The sequence below is a fragment of the Streptomyces sp. NPDC001709 genome (genome assembly GCF_053596375.1).
Genome location: NZ_JBSFGB010000022.1, coordinates 127,277 through 149,035, shown reverse-complemented (window position 1 = coordinate 149,035; position 21,759 = coordinate 127,277). Strand labels below are relative to the sequence as shown.

The window sequence follows — 21,759 nt, the reverse complement described above, 5'->3', positions numbered from 1 at the left end:
CGGAACTACCTCTGACCTCGGGCACCTCTCGAACATTCGCCCTACACGGGATAGCCTCCGCCCATGGCGAACGGTCAGTGGTATCCCCCGGAGTGGCCGGACCGCATCCGCGCGCTCGCGGACGGCGCCCTCACACCGGTGTCCCCCAGGCGCGCGGCCACGGTGCTGCTCCTGAAGGACACCGAGTCCGGCCCGGTCGTCCACATGTTGCGCAGACGCGCCTCCATGGCCTTCGCCGGAGGCGCGTACGCGTATCCCGGGGGCGGTGTCGACCCGCGCGACGACGACCGTCTGGTGCGCTGGGCGGGCCCCACGCGCGCGTGGTGGGCGGACCGGCTCGGCGTCGACGAGTCCGGCGCCCAGGCGATCGTCTGCGCGGCCGTACGGGAGACGTACGAGGAGGCGGGTGTGCTGCTCGCCGGACCCGACCCGGACTCGGTCGTCGGCGACACCACCGGAGACGACTGGGAGGCGGACCGGGCCGCGCTGGTCGCGCGCGAGCTGTCCTTCGCCGAGTTCCTGCACCGGCGCGGTCTGGTGCTGCGCTCGGACCTGCTGGGCGCCTGGACCCGCTGGATCACCCCGGAGTTCGAGGCCCGACGCTACGACACCTGGTTCTTCGTGGCCGCCCTGCCCGAGGGCCAGCGCACCCGCAACGCCTCCACGGAGGCCGACCGCACGGTGTGGATCCGCCCCGCTCAGGCCGCCACCGGCTACGACAGGGGCGAGCTGCTGATGATGCCGCCCACCATCGCCACCCTGCGCCAGCTGCTGCCGTACGGCACCGCCGCCGAGGCGCTCGCGGCCGCCCCCGGGCGTGACATGACGCCGGTGCTGGCGCGCGCCCGCCTCCAGGACGGCGAGATCGTCCTGTCCTGGCCGGGACACGACGAGTTCACCAAGCACATACCGACGACCCCCGGCACGCGCGTGACGACGACCCGCGAGACGACGGGTGGAGGCCCCGTATGACCGACGCAAGCACGCTGCCGGGCCAGCCCCGCGGCCAGGTGCTCTCCGGCCCCGCCACCGCGCGGGCCGTCAACGTCCTCGCGCCCAACGCCTCCGCGATGACCCTGGACGGAACCAACACCTGGATCGTCGCCGAGCCCGGCTCCGATCTCGCCGTGGTGGTCGACCCGGGCCCCCTGGACGACGGCCATCTGCGCAGCGTCGTCGACTCCGCCGAGAAGGCCGGCAAGCGGATAGCCCTGACCCTGCTCACCCACGGCCATCCCGACCACGCCGAGGGCGCCGCCCGCTTCGCGGAACTGACCGGAACGCGCGTGCGTGCCCTCGATCCGGCGCTGCGCCTGGGCGACGAGGGCCTGGCCGCCGGGGACGTGATCACCGTCGGGGGCCTGGAGCTGAGGGTCGTACCGACTCCGGGGCACACCTCGGACTCGCTGTGCTTCCATCTCCCGGCCGACCAGGCGGTGCTCACGGGCGACACCATCCTGGGGCGCGGAACGACGGTCGTGGCGCACCCCGACGGCCGTCTGGGCGACTATCTGGACTCCCTGCGCCGGCTGCGGTCCCTGACCGTGGACGACGGCGTGCACACCGTCCTGCCGGGCCACGGGCCGGTCCTGGAGGACGCGCAGGGCGCCGTCGAGTTCTACCTCGCCCACCGCGCCCACCGGCTCGCCCAGGTGGAGACGGCGGTCGAGGACGGCTACCGCACCCCGGCCGAGGTCGTGGCCCACGTGTACGCCGACGTGGACCGCTCCCTGTGGCCGGCGGCGGAGCTGTCGGTACGGGCCCAGCTGGACTACCTGAGCGAGCACGGGCTGATCTAGCCCGGCGTCGGCCCGGCCGGGCCCGGGTGGTCCACCGGACGTCCGTCTCGGTGAACGTCATACGGCCGGGCTCGTGCCGGGTCACCGTTCGTGCCAGGTACGCGCGCGTACCCGACCGTGGCCGAGCGTCTCCGTCTACGGTGCCGGTGGCGCCGGGCACGTGGCGTTCGCGGCCGGCAGCTTCCCCGTGAGCAGATAGCGGTTTCCGGCGCGGTCCATGCAGGTGTTCCCCGCGAACAGGTACTGGCCGTGATTGCCGCCGCCCGCGACGACGAGGCGGGAACCGGACAGCACCTGGTGCATGCGCCGCGCGCCCACCACCGGGGTCGCCGGGTCGTCCTCGGCCTGGAGCAGCAGCACCGGCGGCACCTTCGCCGAGCCGATCTTCACGGGCCGGGCCGTCGGGGCCTTCCAGTAGGCGCACGGAGCGCTGTACCAGGTGTTCAGCCAGGCGAACAGCGGGGCCTTGGGGGCGGCCGCGGCGGTGTCCCGGTGCCAGGTCGCCCAGTCGCGGGGCCAGGCGTCGTCCACGCAGTTGTAGGCGAGCTGGGCGGGGTTCACGCCGCCGAGAGCCAGCTGGTCGGTCGCGCCGAGCAGCCCGCTCGCGTCCCCGCGCCGGTAGTCCGAGACGGCCTGGGCCACATTGCCCCAGTCCAGATCGGTGTACATGGCGGAGGCCAGCAGATCGTCCAGCTCGGCGCCGCCCGCGCGGCCTCCGGCGGGGTGGGCGGCGAGCTTGGCGCGGACGGCGTCCCATGCGGCCGACACCTTCGCCGCACTGGTGCCCAGGTGATAGGTCGCGTCCTTCCGGGCCGCCCACGCGAAGAACTGGCCGGCCCGGTGCTGGAGCGCCGGGTCCTGCTCGAACTGCGAGCCGTAGCTGGTGACGGTCGGATCGACGACGCTGTCCAGAATCATCCGCCCGGTGTGGGCCGGGAACAGCGTCGCGTAGGTCGCGCCGAGCCTCGTCCCGTACGAATAGCCGAGGTAGTCCAGCGTGTCGCGGTGGAACGCGGTACGGATCCGGTCCATGTCGCGGGCCGCGTTCTCGGTGGTGATGTACGGCAGCAGGTCCCGCGCATGCGCGGAGCACTGCTCGGCGACCTTGCGGGCGACCGTGCGCCGCGCCTGCTCCTGCGCGGCGGTCGCGGGCGTGTACGGCGCGGCCGGATGCTTGATCAGCTTGCTGGTGTCCCCGCAGGAGACGGGGGTGCTGGCACCGACACCGCGCGGGTCGAAGCTGACCACGTTGTACTTCGCGGCGACGTCCTCGGGCAGCGAGCCCCACACCAGCTTGGGAGTGCCGATGCCCGGTTCGCCGGGGCCGCCGGGGTTGACCACGAGAGTGCGCGGGGCGTGCAGGTCACCGGCCATCGACAGGGTGAGCTTGATCTGCCGGCCGCCGGGCTTGGCGTAGTCGAGGGGAACCTTGAGGGTGGCGCAGTACGTGCCGCGCGGCGCCTCGGAGCCCGCGGGGCAGGTGGACCAGTGCAGGGCCGCGGGGCCGGTGACCGCGGCGGCCGGTGCGGCGTGGGCCGCCTGTGGTCCGGCGAGGGTGAGGAGTGCGAAGGCGGCGGCCACGGCCGCACCGCGCCGGACGGGGGGAGAGGGCGGGCTGCTCACGTCGGCTGCCTTCCGGTCGGTTCGCTGCTGCCGGAGGCAAGATGCGGCGGAGAGCGGGAGGGTTGCCTCGTAACGGGGGCGTGTTCCGGCCGACTTGGAGGGACGGCTCACCGCTGTCCGGTCGGGCCTCCGGGCGGTCAGTCCTCCGGGCGCGGGGCCTTCACGCCGTGCACGCGCGCGTACTCGTCGGCGAGCCAGGGCCCCAGGTCGTCCACGTACGACCGCAGCACCTCCGGATCGCCGACGGGGTCGTAGCCGTACCGCGCCGCCGTACGCAGCTGTGCGGCCCGCTCGGGGTAGTAGGCGCCGCACACCTCGGCCATCTCGCGCAGATCGCTGGTCCAGCCGTTCCAGCGGGGCATGACGAGCGTGAAGCCGGTGCGGACGAGGTGCCGGGACATGAAGCGCACGAGGGGCCGCCGGGCCTCCTCGGTGTCCTCGGCGCCCGCGATCCGCTCCCGCCAGCGGGGCAGCCACCGGGCCAGGTCGCCGTTGGTCTCGCGGGCGAGCAGGGAGTCGGGGCGGTAGCGCGGCAGGTACTCGGCGAGGTCCTCGCCGAGCAGCGGGGTGCACAGGCAGGCGACGAACCAGCCCAGGTCGTACCGCTCCGGTTCGCTCAGCAGCCGGTCCCGACTGTACAGCAGCGTGCCCACGCCGTCGATCTGCGGGAACTCCTTGTCGACCGCCTCGCCGAGCGCCCGTACGGCGTCCCGGTCGGCCTCGGCCGGCTCGTCCCGGAGCGCCACCAGCAGGTCCAGGTCACTGCGGCCCACGCGCGCGGTGCCGCGCGGGATCGACCCGTAGAGGTAGGCGCTGTCCAGCCGCGTCCCGAAGACCTCCAGCAGCCGGTCGCGCGCGGCGGCCACGACCGGACGGAAAACGACGGGCACGCGCGCGAGGGAGCCTTCGCGCGCGATGAAGCCGAGGGCGTCGAGGCCGTGCGGGGCAGGTGGTTCGGGCATGAGGCCACTGTGCCGCCCGTGGCTGCCGCGGGCAGCTGGTTTTCGAGCGCAGGGGGCGGCCGCCCCCAGGGAACCTCCCCCAATCGGCCCCCCTTCAGGGGCCTCAGCGAGACCTCTTGGCCAGCCTCTCCACGTCCAGCAGGATCACGGCCCGCGCCTCAAGGCGGAGCCACCCGCGCTGGGCGAAGTCCGCCAGCGCCTTGTTCACGGTCTCGCGGGAGGCGCCGACCAGCTGGGCCAGCTCCTCCTGGGTGAGGTCGTGGACGACGTGGATGCCTTCCTCGGACTGCACGCCGAAGCGGCGCGAGAGGTCCAGCAGGGCGCGCGCCACGCGGCCGGGGACGTCGGAGAAGACCAGGTCGGACATGGCGTCGTTGGTCTTGCGCAGACGGCGGGCGACGGCGCGCAGCAGGGCGCCGGCCACCTCGGGGCGGGCGTTCAGCCAGGGCTGGAGGTCGCCGTGGCCGAGACCGAGCAGCTTGACCTCGGTCAGCGCGGTCGCGGTCGCCGTACGCGGGCCCGGGTCGAAGAGCGACAGCTCGCCGATCAGCTCGCCGGGGCCGACGACGGCGAGCATGTTCTCGCGGCCGTCGGGGGAGGTGCGGTGCAGCTTGACCTTGCCCTCGGTGACGACGTACAGCCGGTCGCCCGGGTCGCCCTCGTGGAACAGGGAGTCGCCGCGTGCGAGGGTCACCTCACTCATGGAGGCGCGAAGCTCCGCGGCCTGCTCGTCGTCGAGAGCCGCGAAGAGCGGGTTGCGCCGCAGAACGTCGTCCACGAGTTCTCTCCTTGTCGACCTGCTCAGGGGATCTTGCTCCCCCGTTGGTACCAGGGGACCGTGCTCCCCATTTTGCCGGGCGGTCCAAACAGTGTGATCTGTCACAAGGATGCCGCACAGGTGTCCCGAGGTAAGCGTCAGGGGTCCAATCGGGGACCGATCCACCGGGTCCGGGGCGGATGTCGGTGCCGGGCTTTAGGCTGGCCGGGTGTCCAAATCGCCGGTGAGAGCACAGGCCAAGGGGGCTTAGCGGGTGGTTGTACGTCGCGATTCCGCTGTGGGCGAACAGAGTTCCGGCGGTGATAAGAAAACCGGAAAAACGGTAAAAACGGCCACCCAGGCCTCGGCCGGGAAGGCCGCCCCGGCCTCCGCCAAGAAGGCCAAGAAGGCCCCCGCCAGGAAGGCAGTGGCCGCCAAGAAGGTCACCCCGGCCAAGAAGGCCGTGGCGACCGGCGAGCCCGTGGCGGTGAAGAAGGCGGCGGCCGCCAAGAAGGTCGCGGTGAAGCCCCCGGCGGAGGAGTCCCGCACCGCCCTGGTCCGCCGCGCCCGCCGCATCGACCGCGAGCTCGCCGAGGTGTATCCGTACGCCCACCCGGAGCTGGACTTCGAGAACCCCTTCCAGCTGCTGGTCGCCACCGTGCTGTCGGCCCAGACGACCGACCTGCGCGTCAACCAGACGACCCCGGCGCTCTTCGCCAAGTACCCGGCTCCGGAGGACCTGGCCGCCGCCAACCCGGAGGAGGTCGAGGAGATCCTGCGCCCCTGCGGGTTCTTCCGGGCCAAGACCAAGTCGGTGATAGGGCTCTCCAAGGCCCTCACGGAGGACTTCGGCGGCGAGGTGCCGGGAAGGCTGGAAGACCTGGTCAAGCTGCCCGGTGTCGGCCGCAAGACCGCCTTCGTGGTGCTCGGCAACGCCTTCGGACGGCCCGGGATCACCGTGGACACCCACTTCCAGCGGCTGGTGCGGCGCTGGAAGTGGACCGAGGAGACCGACCCGGACAAGATCGAGGCCGCCGTCGGCGCGCTGTTCCCGAAAAGCGACTGGACCGACCTCTCCCACCACGTGATCTGGCACGGCCGCCGGATCTGCCACGCCCGCAAGCCCGCCTGCGGCGCCTGCCCGATCGCCCCGCTCTGCCCGGCCTACGGCGAGGGCGAGACCGACCCGGAGAAGGCGAAGAAGCTCCTGAAGTACGAGAAGGGCGGCTTCCCCGGCCAGCGGCTCAAGCCCCCGCAGGCCTACCTCGACGCGGGCGGCAAGCCGGCCCCGCCGCTGGGGGCCGCGTGACGGAACGATCTCGGGGCCCTCGGGCGTTGGACAGGCAGAGCGACGGGGGTGGCGATGGCGAGGGCCAGTGAGACGCGGGGCGGTGCGGTGACGCTCAGCAAGGAGGGGCTGCCCAAGTGGCTGGCGCCCGTGGTGCGGGCCGCCGAGACGGTCGAGCCGCTCCAGCTGAGCCGCTTCCTGCCGCCGGAGAACGGCTCGGGGCGCAAGTCGGCCGTGCTGATCCTGTTCGGCGAGGGCGAGAGCGGCCCGGAGCTGCTGCTGATGGAGCGCGCCGGTTCCCTGCGCTCGCACGCCGGGCAGCCCTCCTTCCCGGGCGGCGCGCTCGACCCCGAGGACGGCGACCCGCACACCGACGGACCGCTCAGGGCCGCGCTGCGCGAGGCCCAGGAGGAGACCGGTCTGGACCCCTCCGGCGTCCAGCTCTTCGGCGTGCTCCCCGCGCTGTACATCCCGGTGAGCGGCTTCGTCGTCACCCCCGTGCTCGGCTGGTGGCGCGAGCCCAGCCCGGTCGGCGTCGTCGATCCGAATGAGACGGCACGCGTGTTCACGGTCCCCGTGGCGGATCTCACGGATCCCGCCAACCGCGCCACCGCCATCCACCCCAGCGGCTTCCGAGGCCCGGCATTCCTGGTCGAATCGGCCCTGGTGTGGGGTTTCACGGCGGGAGTGATCGACCGCCTGCTGCATTTCGCGGGCTGGGAGCGCCCCTGGGACAGAGAGAAGCAGGTCCCACTCGACTGGCGGTCATGACAGGGTGTCGCTTGTGAACGTGCTGGACATCCTGTTGCTGGTCGCGGCCGTGTGGTTCGCCGTCGTGGGCTATCGCCAGGGCTTCGTCGTCGGCATCCTGTCGGTGATCGGGTTCCTGGGCGGCGGCCTCGTCGCCGTGTACACGCTGCCCGTGATCTGGGACGCCGTGACCAACAACGCGCAGGTCGGCACCACCGCCGCCGTGGTCGCCGTGGTCGTCGTCATCGTCTGCGCCTCCGTCGGCCAGGCCCTGACCACCCACCTGGGCAACAAGCTCCGCCGGTACATCACCTGGTCCCCGGCCCGCGCCCTGGACGCCACCGGCGGCGCCCTCGTCAACGTCGTCGCCATGCTGCTGGTGGCCTGGCTGATCGGGTCCGCCCTGGCCGGCACCACCCTGCCGACGCTCGGCAAGGAGGTCCGCGGCTCCAAGGTGCTCCTCGGTGTCTCCCGGGCGCTGCCCGCGCAGGCCAACACCTGGTTCGCGGACTTCTCCTCCGTCCTCGCGCAGAACGGCTTCCCGCAGGTCTTCAGCCCCTTCGCCAACGAGCCGATCAAGGACGTCCAGCCGCCCGACCCGGCCCTCGCGAACAGCCCGGTCACCCGGAGCGCCCAGCGGTCCATCGTCAAGGTCACCGGCACCGCCCAGAGCTGCGGCAAGGTCCTGGAGGGCACCGGCTTCGTCTTCGCCGACCGCCGGGTCATGACCAACGCGCACGTGGTGGGCGGCGTCGACGCGCCCACCGTGCAGATCGGCGGCGAGGGCCGCAAGTACGACGCCAAGGTCGTCCTGTACGACTGGAAGCGCGACATCGCCGTACTCGACGTACCGGACCTGAAGGCGCACGCCCTGCGGTTCTCCGCCCAGGACGCGGCCGGCGGTGACGGCGCGATCGTCGCGGGCTTCCCGGAGAACGGCTCGTACGACGTGCGCGCCGCGCGCGTGCGCGGGCGCATCACGGCCAACGGTCCGGACATCTACCACCGCAGCACCGTCCGCCGCGACGTCTACTCGCTGTACACGATCGTCCGCCAGGGCAACTCGGGCGGCCCGCTGCTCACCCCCGACGGCCGGGTGTACGGCGTGGTGTTCGCCAAGTCCCTCGACGACGCCGACACCGGTTACGCCCTCACGGCGGACGAGATCCAGCCCGACGTCGAGAAGGGACGTACGGCGAACGAGCAGGTGGGTACGGACAGCTGCGCGCTGTGAGCCCGGGGCGGAGGTTCAGCCGCGCGGGTGGCGCAGACGCACCGAGACCCAGCGGGCCCGGCGGCGCAGGATGCGCGGGATCCCCACGCGGAGGTCCCCTTCCGCGAGTTGCGGGTTGCCTCGCTGAGGCGTGCCCACGCCGGCGCTCGAGCGGCGGTTGCGGGGTGCGTCACTGTAGTCGTGCGTCCAGCCCATACCCCGACGTGTGCCCCCGCCCGAAGGTCGATAACCGCCTGAGCGGCGCCCAATTGGCCTATGCGGCAGGCATGTGGCCGTTCGAGGGACAACTGTCCAGGAACCGGATACTCCACGCATCGAACCGGCACCGTACGGTCACCGATGTGCATCACCGATCCGGGTGAACATCACCGGTTCCGGGTGTACCTCTCCGGTGTACGTCAACGAGTACGTCACCGAGTGCGGCACGCGGTACGTCACCGGTCGGGCTCGGGATCCTTCAGCCAGTTGACCAGCTCCGTGGAGAACACGGCCGGGTCTTCCTCGTGCGGGAAGTGGCCGAGCCCGTCGAACAGGCGCCAGCGGTACGGCGCTTCGACGTACTCGCCCGAACCGGCCGCGCTGCGCGTGCGCGTCACCGGGTCCAGCGAGCCGTGCAGATGCAGCGTGGGCACCCGAACCGGCCGCTTCATCCTGCGGTTGAACTGGATGCCGTCCGGGCGGGCCAGCGAGCGCACCAGCCAGCGGTACGGCTCGATCGCGCAGTGCGCGGTCGACGGGATGCACATGGCCCGCTGGTAGGCCTCCACCGCGTCGTCCTCCGGCAGCCGTGGCCCTGACCACTCCCGGATCAGCCGGCCCACCAGCGCACCGCCGTCCGCGGTGAGTTGACGCTCCGGAACCCAGGGCCGCTGAAAGCCCCAGATGTAGGAGTTGGCGGCCGTCTGGCGGGCGTCCCGGAGCATCGCCGAGCGCCAGCGCCGCGGATGCGGCATCGAGACGACCGCGAGCCGTCGTACGAGCTTGGGGCGCATCGCGGCCGCCGTCCACGCCAGATAGCCGCCCAGGTCGTGGCCGACCAACGCGGCGTCCGGCTCGCCGAGCGAGCGGATCACGCCGGTGACGTCGAGTGCGAGGTTGGCGGGGTCGTACCCGCGGGGCGTGCGGTCGCTGCCGCCGACGCCCCGCAGATCCATCGCCACCGCCCGGTAGCCCGCGTCCGCGAGCGCCACCAGCTGGTGCCGCCAGGTCCACCAGAACTGCGGGAAACCGTGCAGCAGCAGCACCAGGGGGCCGTCGCCCAGCTCGGCGATGTGGAAGCGCGCGCCGTTCGCGGCGACGTCCCTGTGCGTCCAGGGGCCGTCGATCCGTACGGCGGAAGGGGCGGGGTCGGTCATGACTGTGAGCGTGCCACAGCTTCGATGGCCGCGGGGGTCCGGTCCTCGGGCAGCTCCGCGCGCGGGTGCGGCTTGGCGTTCTGCAGCACGCCCGCCGTCTCCTTGACCGACGCGGCCACCTTCTGCGGTCCCTGGCCCCTCTTGGCCTTCTTCGCGAACGCCACGCCGATCAGGGCGAGGAGGAGGGAGACGAGCACGTTCGCCGCGAAGGACAGCACGAAGCAGATCGCCAGGTTCCAGTGGCTCCAGGTCCGGATGCCGTAGGCGAGGGCGAAGTTGAGCATCGGGAGCGAGAAGACGAGCAGCACCAGGGCCGCCGTGAACGCGCCGCCGCTCATCGCGCCGCGCTTCACGTCCTGCTTCAGCTGGGCCTTGGCCAGCGCGATCTCGTCGTGCACCAGCGCCGACAATTCGGTCGTCGCCGAGGCGAACAGCTGGCCGATGCTGCGTTCGGCGCCGACCGGGCTGCCGTCGGGTGCGCTCATCGCGTTTCTCCCTCAGAGGTCTCTCGTGTGCCGCAAGTGCGCCGTACCGCCGTACGCGGCCGGCGGGCCTGCTCCTGTGGCCGTCTTGTTTTGTACCGTCTCGTCAGATCATGCCGGACGGTCGTCCTCCTCGCCTGCCCCGCCCGGCACTTCCTGAAGCCCGTGGCGCGCCGCGGCCGCCCGCTCGGCGGCGATCCGCCGGTGCTCGGCGGCCTTGCGCTCGTGGATCTCGGCCATGCGCAGGTGATAGGCCGGGTCGTCCTGCTCGTAGACGTCCGGGATGCCGTCGAGGTCCTCGTCGCGTTCCTCTTCCTCGCACAGCCTGCGGTACTTGGCGTTCCGTATCTTCAGCAGTACCGTCGCGCACACCGCCGCGATCAGCGACCCGGTGAGGACGGCCGCCTTGACCTCGTCGGTGAGCACGGTGTCCCCGGCGAAGGCCAGTTCGCCGATGAGCAGCGAGACGGTGAAGCCGATCCCGGCGAGGGAGGCCACCGCGAAGACGTCGGCCCAGGCGAGCTCCTCGCTGAGGGAGGCGCGGGTGAAGCGGACGGTCAGCCAGGCGCCGCCGAAGATGCCGAGCGTCTTGCCGAGGACGAGCCCGAGCACCACACCGAGCGTCTCGGGCCTGGTGAACACATCCCCGAGCGCCCCGCCGGAGATCGTCACCCCGGCGCTGAACAGCGCGAAAACCGGCACGGCGAGCCCTGCCGACAGGGGCCGCACCAGGTGCTCGATGTGCTCGCCCGGCGAGTGCTGCTCACCCTCCCGGGTGGTGCAGCGCACCATCAGGCCCATCGCCACGCCCGCGATGGTGGCGTGCACGCCGCTGTTGTACATCAGCGCCCAGATCACCACCGCGAGCGGCACATACACGTACCAGCCGCGCACCCCCTTGCGCAGCAGCAGCCAGAAGACCACCAGACCGGCGGCGGCCCCGCCGAGCGCGGCGAAGTCCAGCCGGTCGGTGAAGAAGATCGCGATGATCAGGATCGCGAACAGGTCGTCGACGACCGCGAGGGTGAGCAGGAAGGCGCGCAGCGAGCTGGGCAGCGAGGTGCCGATGACCGCGAGTACGGCGAGCGCGAAGGCGATGTCGGTGGCCGTGGGCACCGCCCAGCCCTGTGTCGAACCATGCCCGGTGAGGGTGGTGAGGGTGTAGACGAGCGCCGGTACGGCCATGCCGCACAGCGCGGCCACCACGGGCAGTACGGCCGCCCTGGGGTCGCGCAGGTCTCCGGCGACCAGCTCGCGCTTGAGCTCGATACCGGCGACGAAGAAGAACACCGCGAGGAGGCCGTCGGCGGCCCAGTGGGCCACGGAGAGGTTCAGGCCGAGCGCGCCGGGGCCGAGGTGGAGGTGGCTCACCGACTCGTAGCTGTGGCGCAGGGCGGGGATGTTCGCCCAGATCAGCGCCGCTACGGCGGCGAGCAGCAGCAGAACACCGCCGACGGTCTCGGTGCGCAGCGCGTCCGCGACGAAGGCCCGCTCGGGCAGGGAGAGGCGTCCGAGCGCCTTACGGGGGGCTTTCTGAGTACGGGGGGCGGCCACGGCGGGAACCTCCGGGGTCGGTACGGCGATGATCACGCCGTCGCGCGGGATCGCCGACGGCGTCGCCGACCAGACTTCCCGGCACACCCTGAGATCGCCATTTTACTCGATTTTGACGCCGGAAGTTAGTTGGGCGAACGAAAAGAGGGCGCCCGGTGGTGACACCGGGCGCCCCTAGGCCCTGTCGTTTGGATCAGGCCGGCTGTAGGTCACGGCGCCTTCCAACCGACCAGACCCCGCGACGTCGGGATGATCCAAACGACAGGGCCTAGCTGCCGTTTCGCCTCAGTCCTCGCTCGGCGCCGCAGGCAGCTTCGCCTGGATGAGGTCCATGACCGTGGAGTCGGTCAGGGTGGTCACGTCACCGAGCTGGCGGTTCTCGGCCACGTCCCGCAGCAGTCGGCGCATGATCTTGCCGGAGCGGGTCTTGGGCAGCTCCGCCACCGGCAGGATCCGCTGGGGCTTGGCGATCGGGCCGAGCGTGGCGCCCACGTGGTTGCGCAGCTCGCCGACGAGCGCCTCGGTCTCGGCGGCCGAACCACGCAGGATCACGAACGCGACGATCGCCTGGCCGGTGGTCTCGTCGGTGGCGCCCACGACGGCCGCCTCGGCGACGGACGGGTGGGAGACGAGCGCCGACTCCACCTCGGTGGTGGAGATGTTGTGCCCGGAGACGAGCATCACGTCGTCCACCCGGCCCAGCAGCCAGATGTCGCCGTCGTCGTCCTTCTTCGCGCCGTCACCGGCGAAGTACTTGCCCTCGAACCGGGACCAGTAGGTGTCGATGAACCGCTGGTCGTCGCCCCAGATGGTGCGCAGCATCGACGGCCACGGCTCGGTCAGCACCAGATAGCCACCGCCGCCGTTGGGCACCTCGTTCGCCTCGTCGTCGACGACGGTCGCCGAGATGCCGGGCAGCGGGGTCTGCGCGGAACCGGGCTTGGCCTCGGTGACGCCGGGCAGCGGCGAGATCATCATCGCGCCCGTCTCGGTCTGCCACCAGGTGTCCACGACGGGCGTCTTGTCGGCGCCGATGTTCTTCCGGTACCAGATCCACGCCTCGGGGTTGATGGGCTCGCCCACCGAGCCGAGGATGCGCAGGGAGGACAGATCGAACTTCGCGGGGATGTCGTCGCCCCACTTCATGAACGTCCGGATCGCCGTCGGCGCGGTGTAGAGGATCGTGACCTTGTACTTCTGCACGATCTCCCAGAACCGGCCCTGGTGCGGGGTGTCCGGCGTGCCCTCGTACATGACCTGCGTCGCGCCGTTGGCCAGCGGGCCGTACACGATGTACGAGTGCCCGGTGACCCAGCCGACGTCGGCTGTGCACCAGAAGACGTCCGTCTCCGGCTTGAGGTCGAACACCGCCCAGTGCGTGTACGCCGCCTGCGTGAGGTATCCGCCCGAGGTGTGCAGGATGCCCTTCGGCTTACCGGTCGTGCCGGAGGTGTAGAGGATGAACAGCGGGTGCTCCGCCTCGAACGCCTCCGGGGTGTGCTCGGCGGACTGCTGCTCCACCAGCTCGTGCCACCAGAAGTCCCGCTCGTCGTTCCAGGCCACGTCCTGCCCGGTACGGCGCACCACCAGTACGTGCTCGACGTTGTCGACCTTCCCGATCGCCTCGTCGACCGCCGGCTTCAGCGCGGACGGCTTGCCGCGCCGGTAGCCGCCGTCGGCGGTGATGACGACCTTCGCGTCCGCGTCCTGGATACGGGTCGCGAGGGCGTCGGCCGAGAAGCCGCCGAAGACCACCGAGTGCGCGGCGCCGATCCGGGCCGAGGCCAGCATCGCGATCGCGGTCTCCGGGATCATCGGCATGTAGATGGCGACCCGGTCGCCCTTGCGGACACCCAGCTCCAGCAGGGCGTTGGCCGCCCTGGAGACCTCGTCCTTCAGCTCGGCGTAGGTGATCGAGCGGCTGTCGCCGGGCTCACCCTCGAAGTGGATGGCGACTCGGTCCCCGTGCCCGGCCTCCACATGCCGGTCCACGCAGTTGTACGCGACGTTCAACTCGCCGTCCTTGAACCACTTCGCGAACGGCGGGTTGGACCAGTCCAGCGTCTCGGTCGGTTCCTTGGCCCAGGTCAGCCGACGGGCCTGCTCGGCCCAGAAGCCGAGCCTGTCAGCCTTGGCCTGTGCATACGCCTCCGCGGTGACGTTGGCGTGCGCGGCCAGGTCGGCGGGCGGCGCGAACCTGCGTTCTTCCTTGAGCAGGTTGGCCAGGCTTTCGTTGCTCACGACATCTCCCTTTCGAAGGGTGTCCGTTGTGTCCCAGGCCACAGCTCATCAGACGCGGGGGTCCCATGACAAGGGCGATCCGAAAAATTGGTTTAGACCTGTAGGGAACCTGGGTTCTCACCCCGCGCCGCATACCTCCTTCCCCTGTCGATGTGTTCCATGACGCCCTCGAACGCCCCGTCTTCCGCGCTCCCCGCCAGCAGATACGCCTGTGCCTCGCCCACGTGGAAGTACATCCCGTGCAGCTCCAGCCTGCCCCTGGCCAGCGCCCGGGCCACCGGGCCGTGCGCCCGCAGGTGCTCCAGCTGCTGGACCACATTGACCAGGCACAGCTGCTCCACCGCGTCCGCCGGGCACCGGCCGGCGAGCCGGGGCCAGGTGCGGTGGTCCCCCGCCATCCGCACAAGACTCGGCAACCCGTGCCGGAGCCAGCGCCGCAGCGAAGTGTCCCCGCCCTCGCCGGCCGCGGCCAGCAGCGCCTTCATCGCCCCGCAACCCGAGTGCCCGCACACGGTGATGGAACGCACCCCGAGCACCTCCACCGCGTACTCGACGGCGGCCGCCACCGAGTCGTCGCCCTGCTCCTCGCCCGGCACCGGCACCAGGTTGCCGACGTTGCGGACGACGAACAGGTCGCCGGGACCACTGGCGGTGATCATCGACGTGACGAGCCGGGAGTCGGCGCAGGTGAGAAAGAGCTGTGCGGGCCGCTGGCCCTCCCTAGCGAGCCGCGCCAGCTCCTCCCGTACCAGCGGCGCGGTGTTGCGCTGGAACGAGCCGATCCCACGGGCCAGTTCATGCTCCGTCTCCCGGCCCGCCGGAGCGGCGACCGCTTCCGGGAAGCAGAACCGGTGATCCCGCCAGGGCGTCCAGGGCCGGCACCGGCACCGGCACCCGGCGGACGGGGTTGGGCCGGTGGCGGTCCGGGCCGGGGCGGTGGCGGTCCGGGGCGTCCCGGCGGGGGACGGGGGCGGGCTAGAGGTGGACAGGGGTGGACCGGTGACGGACAGGGGCGTCCCGGCAGGGGACAGAGGCGGGCTGGAGGTGGACAGGGTTGGCTCGGCGGTCCGGATTCCGCCGCGTCGGCCCGACAGCTCGGCCGTACCGCCGCGTGCGGTGTGGGCGCTGCGCCAGTCCTGCAGTGACTCGTACGCCGCGTGGTCCATGAACGATCCGTCCAACTCCACGACGACGTGGGCGCCTTGGGGTACGAGATGCAGGGCTCGGCTGAGCCGGGGCACCGCCAGGAACGTCAACTGACCTCGGATTCTTACGTGATGGACTCCTTTCTTCTCTTCGTGGGTGATGCGGGTGCGGGTGAGGCGGTGCAGGGCGAGGGCGACGGCCACGGCGACTCCGAGGAACACGCCCTGAAGGGCACCGAGGAGCACCACGCCCAGTGTGGTCGCGGCGTAGACCGGCACTTCGCGGTGGCGCGTCACCGTGCGGATGTGGTGCAGGGACACCATCTGGATGCCGACGGCCATCACCAGGGCGGCGAGGGAGGCGAGCGGGATCTCCTCCAGGATCGGGACCATCAGCAGCGCGGCGACTACTACGAGAACGCCGTGCAGCATCGCGGAGTTCCGGCTCACGGCACCGGATTTCACATTGACGGTACTGCGCACGGCCACCCCGGCGACCGGCAGTCCGCCGAGTGCCCCGGAGACGATGTTGGCGGTGCCCTGACCCAGTAGCTCGCGGTCGAGATCGGAGCGGCCGACACGGGCGAGGGGGCCGGGACGGGCCGCGACCAGTTTGTCCACGGCCACCGCGCCGAGCAGCGACTGCACGCTGCACACCAGGGTGGTGGTGAGCACGGCGGCGGCGAGGCCGAGCGCCGGGCCCTCGGGCACTCCGGCCAGGGCATGGCTGCGCCAGGACGGCAGGTCGACCCGGGGCAGGGCCAGACCGGTGAGGGCCGCCGCGACGGTCGCCCCGGCCACGGCGACGAGGGCGGCCGGCACGCTCTGGAGCAGCCGGCCGACGCGCCCGGGCAGCCGGGGCCAGACCAGCAGCAGGGCGAGCGTCAGCGCGCTCATCGAGACGGCGGCCGGGTGCAGATGGGCCAGCTGGGCAGGCAGGGCAAGCAGGTTGGTGAGGACGGAGCTGTCGGGGCTGCCGCCGAGGACGATGTGCAGCTGGGCGACGGCGATGGTGATGCCGATCCCGGCGAGCATGCCGTGCACCACGGCCGGGCTCACCGCGAGTGCGCCGCGCGCCACCCGCAGGCAGCCGAGGCCGAGTTGGGCGAGTCCGGCGAGGACGGTGATGCCGCAGGTCGCCCGCCAGCCGTAGCGGTGGATCAGGTCGGCGGTGACCACGGTGAGTCCGGCGGCGGGGCCGCTGACCTGCAACGGGCAGCCGCCGAGCCGGCCGGCGACGAGTCCGCCCACGGCGGCGGCGACCAGGCCGGCCTGGAGCGGAGCGCCGGTGGCCAGGGCGATGCCGAGGGACAGGGGCAGGGCGATCAGGAAGACCGCGACGGACGCGGACAGGTCGGCGCCCGCCATGGGGAAGCGGCGCCGTCGGCCCGGCGGCGGAATGTGCGGGGGGTGCGGGTGCTGGGGGTGTGCGGGTGCGCAGGCTGACATGGTCCCGTCTCCTCCGGGGCGGCACGGTCGCGGACTGGGCGGGATGGATCAACGCCATTAAAAGAAACGTAATGAAGAGTAAAGACAATGCATAACTTTCCGGGGCAAATGGCGCATCAGATCACTCGCGTGAGTGAACTAATCATTTGATCGGCTTGTCGTACTAATTCCTTCTAAGGTCTCGTGCGACCTTGGCGGCACTGTCGGTGCAAGCCCGGCACATCACCAGAAAACAGCCCTCGTCCGCGTGTGCCTGAGAGAAGGAAGAAGGTGGGCGGAACATGGCCGCCACCCAGAGGATCGCCGTCGGCGTCGTGGCCGCCGCGGCCTGTGCCTCGTCGCTCGCCGGTTGCGCGACCGGCTCCAACGGCCCGAAGGAAGGGGCGTCCGGCCCGCCGAAAGGGGCGGCCGCCCCCAAGAGCGTGTTCCGGCTGATCGGCGACGGATCCACCGCGTACACCGGCGCGCAGCCGCATCTGCCCAGACCCGAGCGGCTGAAGCCTGGTCAGAAGCCGCCGCAGTTCGTGGTGTTCTCCTGGGACGGCGCGGGCGAGGACAGCCAGAAACTCTTCTCGCACTTCCGCGAGGTCTCCAAGGAGAACCACGCCACCATGACGTACTTCCTCAGCGGCGTGTACATGCTGCCGGAGGAGAAGAAGGACCTGTACAAGCCGCCGCAGCACTCGCCGGGCAGCTCCGACATCGGTTTCAACGACGAGAAGGGGATCGCCGACACCGTCAAGCAGGCACGGCTGGCCTGGCTGGAGGGCAATGAGATCGGCACCCACTTCAACGGCCACTTCTGCGGGCCCGACGGCGGGGTCGGCACCTGGTCGGTGAGCGAGTGGAAGAGCGAGATCGCCCAGGCCAAGCGGTTCGTGAGGACCTGGAAGACCAACACCGGCATGAAGAAGTCGGCCCCGCTGCCCTTCGACTACGACAAGGAGCTGATCGGCGCCCGCACTCCCTGCCTCGAGGGCCAGAAGAACTTCATGAAGGCGGCCCGCCAGTTGGGCTTCCGCTATGACTCCAGCGGCGTCAACAACCAGGTCTGGCCCAAGAAGAAGCAGGGGCTGTGGGATCTGTCGATGCAGCTGGTGCCCTTCCCCGGGCACACCTACGAGCAGTTGACCATGGACTACAACTTCATGGTCAATCAGTCCGGGACCCAGACCCAGGGCGACCCGGACAAGTTCGACTACTGGGGCGACCAGATGCGCGACGGCCTGGTCAAGGGCTTCTACCGGGCGTACGACGGCAACCGCGCGCCGCTGATCATCGGCAACCACTTCGAGTCCTGGAACGGTGGCACCTACATGCGCGCCGTCGAGGACACGGTGCGGGAGGTGTGCAACAAGCCCGATGTGCGCTGCGTGTCCTTCCACCAGCTGGTCGACTGGCTGGACGCCCAGGACCCGAAGACCCTGGAGAAGCTGCGCACCCTGAGCGTGGGCGAGGCTCCCAGGCAGGGCTGGGCGTCCTTCCTCTCCGGCCGCCCGGCCCCGGCGCCGAAGGGCGTACCCGGGGCACCGGCGGTCAAGCAGTAGGCGCTGCCTGCGCGCGGTGGGCGTCGCGCGCAAGCGGCACTCCTCACACGGGAGTTGTGACCTCCGCGCCGACGCCTTCGCCGAGCACGAAGGCGGGGTCGACCTGCGCCGCCAGGTCGGCCCCGGTGCGCTCGTTGCCCCACGCGTCGGCGTTCTTCAGGTGGAAGTGCACCATCTGGCGGGTGTAGCGCTCCCAGTCCCGCAGCTCGTACGTGGCGTCCACGGTGGCCCGAAGGGTATGCAGGGCGCGGGCGTTGGCCTCCTCCAGGAGATCGAACCGGGGCGGGCGGCCCTTCTCCATGGCGCGTACCCAGTCCGAGCGCCCGACCGTCACGAGCAGGTCGTCCCCGACCTCCGCGCGCAGGAAGTCGATGTCGTCCTGTTCCTGGATCTTGTTGCCGACGACCTTCAGGGCGACGCCGAAGTCGCGGGCGTACTCCTTGTACTGGCGGTAGACGGAGACTCCCTTCCGGGTCGGCTCGGCGACGAGGAACGTCATGTCGAAGCGGGTGAACATGCCGGAGGCGAAGGAGTCCGAACCCGCCGTCATGTCGACCACGACGTACTCGTCGGGGCCGTCGACGAGGTGGTTCAGGAACAGCTCCACCGCTCCCGTCTTGGAGTGGTAGCAGGCGACCCCCAGGTCGGCGTCCGTGAAGGGGCCGGTGACCATCAAACGGACGGCGCCACCGTCGAGTTCCACCGGCCGCGCGCAGGCGTCGTAGACCGGGTTCGGCTCCCGCACCCGGACCAGCCGCGAGCCCTCCCCGGGCGGGGTCGTCTTGATCATCGTGGTGCTGGAGTGGATGCGAGGGTTGCTGCCGCGGAGATAGTCCTTGATCAACGGCAGCCGCTCGCCCATGGCGGGCAGTGCGGCGGCCTCCGCCTCGTCGAGGCCGAGTGCGGGCCCGAGGTGCTGGTTGATGTCCGCGTCGATGGCGACCACCGGGGCGCCGGCGGCCGCGAGGTGGCGGATGAAGAGGGAGGAGAGCGTGGTCTTGCCGCTGCCGCCCTTCCCAACGAAAGCAATTTTCATGTTCACCAACAGTAGTCACGAGATAGCTGTAGGTGTCGGTTGGAAGTGAAGAAGACCACTCCTTCGAGGGGTCGGCCGACGGGGTGCGTAGTGTCGTACTCATGAGTACGACAGGCGCGAACGCCGACCCGCTCGCGGCCCTGGGCTCGCTGCCCGGTGTGGCCGACTCCGTGGAGTCCGTGCGCAAGGCCGTGGACCGGGTCTACGGGCACCGGATCATGCGGCGGCGCGGCACCGAGATCACCGGCGAGGCAGCCCTGCGCGCCGCCCGTGGCTCCGCTGCGCTGTCCGGCGCCGACTGGGCGCTGGAGGAGGTGCGGCGGCGCACCGACTTCGGCGGTGACGCCGAGGCGCGCATCATGGGTGCGGCCCTCAGGCTCTCGGTGGAGGCGGGACAGCTGCTGTCCGTCTGGCGGCAGTCGCCCCTCAGGGTGCTGGCCCGGCTGCACCTGGTGGCCGCGGCGAGCGGGAGTGACGAGGTCGGCAGGCCGCGCCAGGTGGGCGAGCCGGTGGACGAGCCGCTGATCGAGCTGCCGCTGCCGGACGCCCAGGAGGTCTCCGGCCGGCTGGAGGGGCTCGCGGAACTGATCGTCGCCGGGACGTCCGCGCCCGCGCTGGTGACCGCTGCCGTGGTGCACGGCGAACTGCTCGCACTGCGGCCCTTCGCGTCCCACAACGGCCTGGTCGCGCGTGCGGCCGAACGGATCGTGCTGATCGGCAGCGGCCTGGACCCGAAGGCGATCTGTCCGGCCGAGGTCGGCCACGCCGAACTGGGCCGCGCCTCCTATCTGGCCGCGCTGGAGGGATACGTCTCCGGCACCCCCGACGGCATGGCGGCCTGGATCGCGCACTGCGGCAGGGCGATCGAGCTGGGGGCGCGCGAGTCGACGGCGGTGTGCGAGGCGCTGCAGCGCGGCGCGGCCTGAGTCGTCCGGCCGGGAAACCGGCCCGGACATGAGTTGCGGCGGTACGAGTCCTCGTACCGCCGCTGGCATGCTCACCGGGTTACCAAGCGTCCTCGATATGTGCCCATCAGGTCGGGGACCTTGCCCGTCACCTGGTGCGGCTGGCCCGTAATCGACGGGTCGACGTCGCGTGGGTGCCCAGTGTGCATGCGGGGTCCGTGGGGCCATGTGCGTAGTGGTAGGTGATCCTCTCGGATGTCCTTTGGTCTCGCGGGCCTAAGGCCTTTGTACCGCGAGCCCCAAGGAAGCGGAACCCCTGCCCGCAGTTCTTTACTTGCGGTTTCAAACCAGGGTGAAACGGGCGCCAGACGGGCGGTGCTCCAGCGTCAGGCGGTGCTCCGGCGCCGGCTGGTGTACCAGACGAGGCCCGCCGTCGCGGCCGCCGCTCCTATGGCCGCCGCGGCGACCAGCGCGGGCCGGGGCGGGACGGAGAAGGCGGGCAGCCGCTTCTTGAGCGGCACCGGCCGGCGGAACTCCAGAACCGGCCACCCGCGCGTGACTGCCTCGCGGCGCAGCGCGCGGTCGGGGTTCACCGCGTGCGGGTGCCCGACCGCCTGGAGCATCGGCAGATCGGTCGCGGAGTCGCTGTAGGCGTAGCAGCGGTCGAGGTCGTAGCCCTCGGAAGCGGCCAGCTCCCGGATCGCCTCGGCCTTGGTCGGGCCGTAGGCGTAGTACTCCACCTCCCCCGTGAAGCAGCCGTCCTCGCCGACCACCATCCGCGTGGCCACCACCCGGTCCGCGCCGAGCAGTTCGCCGATGGGCTCGACCACTTCGGCGCCCGAGGTCGACACGATCACCACGTCACGCCCGGCCGTGTGGTGCTCCTCGATGAGGGAGGCGGCCTCGTCGTAGATGATCGGGTCGATCAGATCGTGCAGGGTCTCGGCGACGATCTCCCGCACCTGCTGCACGTTCCAGCCGCGGCACAAGGTGGACAGATACTCGCGCATGCGCTCCATCTGGTCGTGATCCAGGCCACCGACCAGGAAGACGAACTGGGCATATGCGGTTCGCAGCGCGGCCCTGCGGTTGATCAGCCCACCTTGGTAGAAGGACTTGCTGAAGGTGAGCGTGCTCGACTTCGCAATGACCGTCTTGTCCAGGTCAAAGAAGGCTGCTGCGCGGGGCAAGGAGTGGTTTTCCACGTCCCTGAGCATAGGCGCCCACCATTCGGCGTAAGGTGAGGCGTGTGGGTTTGCCTGAGAGGGCTCTCGGGTACACCATGGAAGTCACGGATCGTTCGCGACCGTGCTAACCCGGTCCGACTCCTCCCCCCCCGAGTCGGCCGTGGGGACGACCCCCGCTCTCCCCCCCGGCGGGGGTCGTCGCATGTCCGGACGGGTTTTCTTCCTCTCCCCTTTCTCCACGCGACCGCGGGGCCGGCAACACGCCTCCGAGGCCGCCGCTGACGCATGTCCATGATCCGTTACTCCCGGTAATCGTCGCGCTGCTCTGTGGAAGTCGCACAGGGATCGGTACAGAGGTCACCGGTATGGGTGAAGGCGATATTCACAGCCGCCGAGTTGTCCACAGTTTTCCACCAAGATCCACATCATTTCGCGGATCGCTGCA

At 71.0% G+C, this 21,759-nt stretch carries 18 protein-coding genes; 7 read left to right on the top strand and 11 right to left on the bottom strand.

The window, feature by feature from the left end:
• Positions 1-63: 63 nt before the first annotated feature.
• Complete coding sequence (locus tag ACWC0C_RS29420; RefSeq protein ID WP_449198540.1) at positions 64-972, top strand: NUDIX hydrolase; 909 nt, start codon at positions 64-66, stop codon at positions 970-972.
• On the top strand, positions 969-1,799 hold the full coding sequence (locus tag ACWC0C_RS29415; protein ID WP_449198541.1) for an MBL fold metallo-hydrolase: 831 nt from the start codon (positions 969-971) through the stop codon (positions 1,797-1,799). Before ACWC0C_RS29420 ends, ACWC0C_RS29415 begins: the two co-directional genes overlap by 4 nt.
• Before the next feature lie 135 nt (positions 1,800-1,934).
• Here ACWC0C_RS29415 and ACWC0C_RS29410 read toward each other — a convergent pair whose 3' ends face one another.
• The 3 genes from ACWC0C_RS29410 to ACWC0C_RS29400 all read right to left on the bottom strand — a co-directional run bounded on the left by ACWC0C_RS29410 (position 1,935) and on the right by ACWC0C_RS29400 (position 5,162).
• The gene (locus ACWC0C_RS29410) at positions 1,935-3,422 is read right to left on the bottom strand and encodes an alpha/beta hydrolase (RefSeq protein WP_450866978.1); all 1,488 of its coding nucleotides are present in this window, start codon (positions 3,420-3,422) and stop codon (positions 1,935-1,937) included.
• 137 nt (positions 3,423-3,559) lie between these two features.
• Positions 3,560-4,384 (bottom strand): nucleotidyltransferase domain-containing protein, encoded by an 825-nt coding sequence (locus tag ACWC0C_RS29405; protein WP_450866976.1) that lies wholly within the window; start codon positions 4,382-4,384, stop codon positions 3,560-3,562.
• Between the two features lie 103 nt (positions 4,385-4,487).
• On the bottom strand, positions 4,488-5,162 hold the full coding sequence (locus ACWC0C_RS29400; protein ID WP_014674022.1) for a Crp/Fnr family transcriptional regulator: 675 nt from the start codon (positions 5,160-5,162) through the stop codon (positions 4,488-4,490).
• A gap of 277 nt (positions 5,163-5,439) precedes the next feature.
• On the opposite strand from ACWC0C_RS29400, the gene nth reads away from it, so the two are divergent.
• Genes nth through ACWC0C_RS29385 form a run of 3 tightly spaced genes read left to right on the top strand, consistent with a single transcriptional unit; the run spans position 5,440 to position 8,413 of the window.
• Positions 5,440-6,450, top strand: a complete 1,011-nt coding sequence (gene nth, locus ACWC0C_RS29395) for an endonuclease III (RefSeq protein ID WP_450866975.1) — start codon at positions 5,440-5,442, stop codon at positions 6,448-6,450.
• 54 nt (positions 6,451-6,504) lie between these two features.
• Positions 6,505-7,200 (top strand): NUDIX hydrolase, encoded by a 696-nt coding sequence (locus tag ACWC0C_RS29390; RefSeq protein WP_449198545.1) that lies wholly within the window; start codon positions 6,505-6,507, stop codon positions 7,198-7,200.
• A 13-nt stretch (positions 7,201-7,213) separates the two neighbouring features.
• The gene (locus ACWC0C_RS29385; protein ID WP_449198546.1) at positions 7,214-8,413 is read left to right on the top strand and encodes a MarP family serine protease; all 1,200 of its coding nucleotides are present in this window, start codon (positions 7,214-7,216) and stop codon (positions 8,411-8,413) included.
• A 15-nt stretch (positions 8,414-8,428) separates the two neighbouring features.
• Here the strand turns inward: ACWC0C_RS29385 and ACWC0C_RS29380 are convergent, their stop codons facing one another.
• From ACWC0C_RS29380 to ACWC0C_RS29355, 6 genes are all read right to left on the bottom strand, one after another.
• Positions 8,429-8,608, bottom strand: coding sequence for a hypothetical protein (locus ACWC0C_RS29380; RefSeq protein ID WP_449198547.1), 180 nt, complete (start codon positions 8,606-8,608; stop codon positions 8,429-8,431).
• Positions 8,609-8,847: 239 nt separating this feature from the next.
• Entirely contained in the window at positions 8,848-9,768 is a 921-nt protein-coding gene (locus ACWC0C_RS29375) for an alpha/beta fold hydrolase (protein WP_449198548.1), read from the bottom strand.
• Entirely contained in the window at positions 9,765-10,253 is a 489-nt protein-coding gene (locus ACWC0C_RS29370) for a phage holin family protein (RefSeq protein ID WP_450866972.1), read from the bottom strand. The genes ACWC0C_RS29375 and ACWC0C_RS29370 overlap by 4 nt, the downstream gene beginning before the upstream one ends.
• A gap of 108 nt (positions 10,254-10,361) precedes the next feature.
• Positions 10,362-11,804 (bottom strand): Na+/H+ antiporter NhaA, encoded by a 1,443-nt coding sequence (gene nhaA / locus ACWC0C_RS29365; RefSeq protein WP_450867017.1) that lies wholly within the window; start codon positions 11,802-11,804, stop codon positions 10,362-10,364.
• A 285-nt stretch (positions 11,805-12,089) separates the two neighbouring features.
• Positions 12,090-14,045 (bottom strand): acetate--CoA ligase, encoded by a 1,956-nt coding sequence (acs, locus tag ACWC0C_RS29360; protein ID WP_450866970.1) that lies wholly within the window; start codon positions 14,043-14,045, stop codon positions 12,090-12,092.
• 92 nt (positions 14,046-14,137) lie between these two features.
• Positions 14,138-16,639, bottom strand: a complete 2,502-nt coding sequence (locus tag ACWC0C_RS29355) for a SulP family inorganic anion transporter (protein ID WP_450866968.1) — start codon at positions 16,637-16,639, stop codon at positions 14,138-14,140.
• 281 nt (positions 16,640-16,920) lie between these two features.
• Here ACWC0C_RS29355 and ACWC0C_RS29350 point away from each other — a divergent pair, with 281 nt between their 5' ends.
• Positions 16,921-18,186 (top strand): hypothetical protein, encoded by a 1,266-nt coding sequence (locus ACWC0C_RS29350; protein WP_450866967.1) that lies wholly within the window; start codon positions 16,921-16,923, stop codon positions 18,184-18,186.
• 43 nt (positions 18,187-18,229) lie between these two features.
• On the opposite strand, the gene ACWC0C_RS29345 is transcribed toward ACWC0C_RS29350, so the two are convergent.
• Positions 18,230-19,222: an ATP-binding protein gene (locus ACWC0C_RS29345; RefSeq protein ID WP_449198553.1), complete on the bottom strand. Its 993-nt coding sequence runs from the start codon at positions 19,220-19,222 to the stop codon at positions 18,230-18,232.
• A 101-nt stretch (positions 19,223-19,323) separates the two neighbouring features.
• On the opposite strand from ACWC0C_RS29345, the gene ACWC0C_RS29340 reads away from it, so the two are divergent.
• On the top strand, positions 19,324-20,148 hold the full coding sequence (locus ACWC0C_RS29340) for an oxidoreductase (protein ID WP_450866965.1): 825 nt from the start codon (positions 19,324-19,326) through the stop codon (positions 20,146-20,148).
• A 365-nt stretch (positions 20,149-20,513) separates the two neighbouring features.
• On the opposite strand, the gene ACWC0C_RS29335 is transcribed toward ACWC0C_RS29340, so the two are convergent.
• On the bottom strand, positions 20,514-21,344 hold the full coding sequence (locus tag ACWC0C_RS29335; RefSeq protein ID WP_450866963.1) for an HAD family hydrolase: 831 nt from the start codon (positions 21,342-21,344) through the stop codon (positions 20,514-20,516).
• Positions 21,345-21,759: the final 415 nt, after the last annotated feature.

What these genes read in the sequence shown, in the direction of transcription:
- ACWC0C_RS29420 (WP_449198540.1), top strand. Translation starts at nt 64, where the DNA reads ATGGCGAACGGTCAGTGGTATCCCCCGGAGTGGCCGGACCGCATCCGC.
- ACWC0C_RS29415 (WP_449198541.1), top strand. Translation starts at nt 969, where the DNA reads ATGACCGACGCAAGCACGCTGCCGGGCCAGCCCCGCGGCCAGGTGCTC.
- ACWC0C_RS29405 (WP_450866976.1), bottom strand. Translation starts at nt 4,384, where the DNA reads ATGCCCGAACCACCTGCCCCGCACGGCCTCGACGCCCTCGGCTTCATC.
- ACWC0C_RS29390 (WP_449198545.1), top strand. Translation starts at nt 6,505, where the DNA reads ATGGCGAGGGCCAGTGAGACGCGGGGCGGTGCGGTGACGCTCAGCAAG.
- ACWC0C_RS29380 (WP_449198547.1), bottom strand. Translation starts at nt 8,608, where the DNA reads ATGGGCTGGACGCACGACTACAGTGACGCACCCCGCAACCGCCGCTCG.
- ACWC0C_RS29375 (WP_449198548.1), bottom strand. Translation starts at nt 9,768, where the DNA reads ATGACCGACCCCGCCCCTTCCGCCGTACGGATCGACGGCCCCTGGACG.
- ACWC0C_RS29370 (WP_450866972.1), bottom strand. Translation starts at nt 10,253, where the DNA reads ATGAGCGCACCCGACGGCAGCCCGGTCGGCGCCGAACGCAGCATCGGC.
- ACWC0C_RS29355 (WP_450866968.1), bottom strand. Translation starts at nt 16,639, where the DNA reads ATGTCAGCCTGCGCACCCGCACACCCCCAGCACCCGCACCCCCCGCAC.
- ACWC0C_RS29350 (WP_450866967.1), top strand. Translation starts at nt 16,921, where the DNA reads ATGGCCGCCACCCAGAGGATCGCCGTCGGCGTCGTGGCCGCCGCGGCC.
- ACWC0C_RS29345 (WP_449198553.1), bottom strand. Translation starts at nt 19,222, where the DNA reads ATGAAAATTGCTTTCGTTGGGAAGGGCGGCAGCGGCAAGACCACGCTC.
- ACWC0C_RS29340 (WP_450866965.1), top strand. Translation starts at nt 19,324, where the DNA reads ATGAGTACGACAGGCGCGAACGCCGACCCGCTCGCGGCCCTGGGCTCG.
- ACWC0C_RS29335 (WP_450866963.1), bottom strand. Translation starts at nt 21,344, where the DNA reads ATGCTCAGGGACGTGGAAAACCACTCCTTGCCCCGCGCAGCAGCCTTC.